Source organism: Mesorhizobium sp. M7A.F.Ca.CA.002.04.1.1 (assembly GCF_004022805.1).
Taxonomy (GTDB): Bacteria; Pseudomonadota; Alphaproteobacteria; order Rhizobiales; family Rhizobiaceae; genus Mesorhizobium; species Mesorhizobium ciceri.
Map to the genome: position 1 here is coordinate 1 of NZ_RZPL01000513.1, position 4,293 is coordinate 4,293.

Here is a 4,293-nt window from a genome sequence, read left to right on the forward strand (position 1 = left end):
GGTTCATTCCCTGTGTCGGCGCCTCGGTCGCGGACCCCGCGGCGATGATCCCCACCTGCGAGCAGGCCGCGCGCGGCCGCTCGATCTGGCTGGCGCAGGACAGGGCGCCGGACGACACCGCCACCGCCATATCAGGCGATGTCTGGTTCTCGTCGGAAAATCTCCACACCGAGCCTCGCAAGCAACGGTGATTTTCCAAAATTTCGTCCTGTCCTGTCGGACCGGTGGCTCGTCGCCCGTCCTTGGGCTGAAGTCCGCCACGACGGCGTGGACCGAAGAACGGGAGCATTGGAATGAGAAAGATCATCTCTGCGACATTCATCAGCCTCGACGGCGTCATGCAGGCGCCCGGCGGCCCGCAAGAGGATCCGGTCGGCGGCTTCAAGTTCGGCGGCTGGACCTTCCATTACTTCGACGAGGCGGGGGGCGCGGCGATGGATGAACTGTTCTCCAAGCCTTTCGCCCTGCTTCTCGGCCGCAGGACCTACGATATCTTCGCCGCCTACTGGCCATATCAGAAAGATCCGATCGCGGATGCCTTCAACCCTGCGGCCAAATATGTCGCGACGCATCGGCCCGACACCCTCACCTGGCAGAACACGCAATCGCTCGGGCCCGATATCGTTGCGGCGTTGCGCCGCCTCAAGCAGGAGGATGGACCCGACCTGCTCATCCAGGGATCGGGCAACCTGATCCAAACGCTGCTCGCCAACGGGCTGATCGACGAGATCCGGCTGATGATCTTCCCGCTGTTGCTGGGCAAGGGCAAGCGGCTGTTCGGCGACAGCGCGATCCCGGCCGCCTTCAAGCTCATTAAGTCGCAGGCAACCGGCACCGGCGTCATCATGGCGACCTACGAACGCGCGGGCGAGGTCAAGGTCGGGTCGTTTGTCACGGGAGAGCCGTCGGAAGCCGAGCTCGAGCGGCGGAAGAACTGGAAGTAAGCAGGACCTGGGTTCCTCGCCCCACGATGAAAGATCGACCCGCCACTCGGTCGAGCTTCGCTCGACACCTCTCCCCGATCGACGGGGGAGAGGAACCCAAGTTCTGAGAAGCTTCAAGCAGCGACTGGTCGCCGCGCCAGCCCTTCCCGTATATGCCGTGCGAATTCCTGCGCCGCGGGCCCTACCCCATGCCTCGGCAGATGCAGGTTGATGGCAAAATTCGGCAGCGGCGGCAGGCCGGACTCCGATCGCAATATGTCGAGATCGGCTGGCACCGTGGAGGCCAGCCAGGTGGTGACGGCGAGGTCGGAGCGCACCGTCGCGGTCGTCGCGTCGATGTTGCCGTTCTCGAACACGGTGCGCCACTCCAGCCCATGCTCACCGAGCGCCGCCAACACAGCCGGCCGGAAAGCGCAGGTGTCGGCGACGATCGAGACCGGCAGCGGCCGCTTGGCGCGGGCAACGCCGCCCTTGGCACCGACCCAGACCAGCCGGTCAACGACGAGGCATTCGCCGGCCGACGGGCCGGCGCATTCCTCGATCACGGCAAGGTCGATGGTCCCGGCCGCAAGGGCAGCAGTCAATTCTGGCGACGAGGCGCAGACCAGCGATATCTCGACCTGCGGATAGGTCTCGGCATAGGTCTTCAGCACCGGCGCCAGCAAGGTGCCGACAAGGTCGTAGGGCACGCCGAGCCGCACCTGGCCGGCCACCGGGCTCCCAGCCATTTCGGCCCAGATCTCGTCATTCAAGGCCAGCAGCCGCTTGCCCCTGCCGAACAGCTGTTCACCGGCGCGCGTCAGCCGCAAGCCGCGCCGGTCGCGCTCGAAGAGGCTCGAGCCGAACGCCTCCTCCAGCCGTTTGACCTGCTGGCTGACAGCACCTTGCGTCAGGTGCAGTGCATTGGCCGCCGCTGTCATGCTGGCCTTGTCGGCGACGGTGATAAAGGTGCGGATCAGCGCCATGTCGAGATTTCGGATCATGGTTGGCATTATGCTTGCTAATGTCAACCATAGCAAACATTGCATTTACTGAAGTTCGTGCGCAGCTACGATGGCAGCCCTCCCACCGAGGACGCCGCATGCTCGAGCCCATTTTCCCGCTCATCCTGTTTGCCATCGTCGCCACCACCACGCCCGGCATCGCCACGACCCTGTCGACCGCGTCCGGCGCGCAGTTCGGCTTTCGCCGTTCCGTGCCTTTGCTGGTCGGCAGCGCCGCCGGCCTCGCCACCGTCACGGGTGCCGCTGCCGCCGGGCTTGCCGGCCTGCTGCTCGCCGTGCCCTCGCTGCAACTGGCGATGAAGGTCACCGGCTCACTTTATCTCGTCTGGCTGGCGATCAAGATCGGCCGCAGCGGACCGCCTAATCTGGATGTGAGCATGGCCAGGCCGAACAGCTTTCTCGGCGGCGCCGGCATTCAATGGATGAACCCGAAGGGATGGGCGATGGGACTGGGCGCCGCGGCGTCGTTCGCGGCATTGGCCAGCGGACCGATGCAGCTCGCGCTGCTGCTCGGCGCCACTTTCGGCCTCGCGGCCGCCGCCTCGCTGTCACTGTGGTGCGTGGCCGGCATGGTGCTGGCGCGGCTGCTCAAGACCGAATGGCAATGGCGCGCGCTCAACGTCGTGTTGGCGCTGGTACTGGCCGCCTCGATCATTCCGATGTGGCGGTCGGTGTAAAGCGCTCAAGCCAAAACCCGCGCCAGCCCCCCACCCTGACCTTCGGTCCGACCTCCCCACAAGGGGGAGGTGGGGAGTCCAGCTTTTCGCACCCCACAAGACCATTGTCGCATGGGCGGACAAGCCGCGTCCCCAACCTTCCCCCTTATGGGGGTCCGAAGGACGGGCGAGACCCGTGGCTCGCCCCGGCAAGTCGCTGCGAAGCAGCGGGGTGGGGGTCCTGGTTCGCAAAGCGAACCAGCCTCTCAAACTTCAAACCCCGTAACGCGCCGCCGGCTTGTCGGCGTGCAGGCTGCCGTAGAAGGCTTGCCGGGCGCCGAGGAATGTGTCGAGCTTGGCCGCATCGGCAAGCGCGGGCACGGTGACCGCCTCGCCTTTGGCCAAGCCGACAAGTGCGGCATCGACCATGTCGTCGGCGGTCATGATGATCTCCTTCGGAACGTTGGCGATATCGGTGCCGGCAAGTTCCCAGAAATCGGTCCGGGTCGCGCCCGGCAGCACCACCTGCACCTTCACATTGGTGCCCTCAACCTCACGGTGCAGGGCTTCGGTGAAGTTGACCACATAAGCTTTGGTGCCGCTGTAGATGCCGCCGAAGGAGGTGTCGAAGGCGAGCACCGAGGCGATGTTGACGATGCCGCCGCGGTTGCGTGCCAAAAGCCCCGGCAGCACGGCGCGGGTTAGACGCGTCAAGGCGATGGTGTTGACCTTGATCATGCGCTCGGCCGCGTCGACATCGGCGGTGGCCACGACGGCCTGGCCGCCGATGCCGGCATTGTTGACCAGCAGTGTGATGCTCTCGTCGGCTGTTACAGCTTGCTCGACGCGGCGCACATCATCGTCGTTTGCAAGATCGGCGCTGATCACGCCGACCTTGCGGCTATAGGTCTGGCGCAGCTTCCCGGCCAGTTCCTCCAGCCGGTCGGCGCGCCGCGCCACCAGCACCAGATCGTAGCCCTGCCCGGCCAGCCGGTCGGCATAGACCGCGCCGATGCCCGACGAAGCACCGGTGACGACCGCCGTGCCCTTGTTGCCCTGTCCACTCATTGTCCTGTTCCTTCTTCAACTGATCTTGTTCGTTTCGAATGACCCCCGGCACCGTGGCATCTGCCGCGCTGCCGGAAAGCCGCAAGATAGTGGCATATACCATTAATCGTGAAGTAGGCATATGCCACTATCTTGTCAATGAGACGGGCGGGGATTATTTGAGGGGAGCAGCCGGGCCTCATTCGCCGGCGCCAGGGACCATCATGTCAAAGGACAGCCTGCCCGGCCTCACGCTCTGCAACAACGCCGCGCTGCGCCGCGCGGCGCGCAAGCTCGGCAAGTTTTATGATGATGTGGTGGAGCCGTCAGGCCTCAAGGCGACGCAGCAGGGCCTGCTTTACCAGATCCATATGGGCGATGAGCCGGCGATGGGCGCCATCGCCACGTCGCTGATCATGGACCTGTCGGCGCTCGGCCATACGCTGAAACCGCTGATCCGCGACGGCTATGTCGAGACCTTCGCCGACACGGAGGACCGCCGCGTCAAGCGTGTACGACTGACGCCAAAGGGCCTGGACAAGATCGAGGAAGCGATGAAACTGTGGCAAATCGCCCAGCAGCGTTTCGAGGATGTCGTCGGCAAGGACAAGGCCGAAGATTTGCGCGCGGCTCTGGATGAGA

At 64.8% G+C, this 4,293-nt stretch carries 5 protein-coding genes and 1 pseudogene; 4 read left to right on the forward strand and 2 right to left on the reverse strand.

Translation table 11 applies throughout. The features are described from left to right. Window positions 1–191, forward strand: a pseudogene (locus tag ENZ75_RS23005) (SAM-dependent methyltransferase); the annotation flags it as partial. 102 nt (window positions 192–293) lie between these two features. Beyond that, complete coding sequence (locus ENZ75_RS23010) at window positions 294–944, forward strand: dihydrofolate reductase family protein (RefSeq protein WP_063168788.1); 651 nt, start codon at window positions 294–296, stop codon at window positions 942–944. Between the two features lie 113 nt (window positions 945–1,057). On the opposite strand, the gene ENZ75_RS23015 is transcribed toward ENZ75_RS23010, so the two are convergent. Beyond that, window positions 1,058–1,927 (reverse strand): LysR substrate-binding domain-containing protein, encoded by an 870-nt coding sequence (locus ENZ75_RS23015; protein ID WP_082826693.1) that lies wholly within the window; start codon window positions 1,925–1,927, stop codon window positions 1,058–1,060. Window positions 1,928–2,025: 98 nt separating this feature from the next. On the opposite strand from ENZ75_RS23015, the gene ENZ75_RS23020 reads away from it, so the two are divergent. Next, entirely contained in the window at window positions 2,026–2,625 is a 600-nt protein-coding gene (locus ENZ75_RS23020; RefSeq protein ID WP_063168790.1) for a LysE family translocator, read from the forward strand. A gap of 252 nt (window positions 2,626–2,877) precedes the next feature. Here ENZ75_RS23020 and ENZ75_RS23025 read toward each other — a convergent pair whose 3' ends face one another. Continuing rightward, on the reverse strand, window positions 2,878–3,672 hold the full coding sequence (locus ENZ75_RS23025; protein WP_013530115.1) for an SDR family oxidoreductase: 795 nt from the start codon (window positions 3,670–3,672) through the stop codon (window positions 2,878–2,880). Between the two features lie 203 nt (window positions 3,673–3,875). Here ENZ75_RS23025 and ENZ75_RS23030 point away from each other — a divergent pair. After that, the coding region (locus ENZ75_RS23030; RefSeq protein WP_164887946.1) for a MarR family winged helix-turn-helix transcriptional regulator at window positions 3,876–4,293 on the forward strand (418 nt) is incomplete at its 3' end.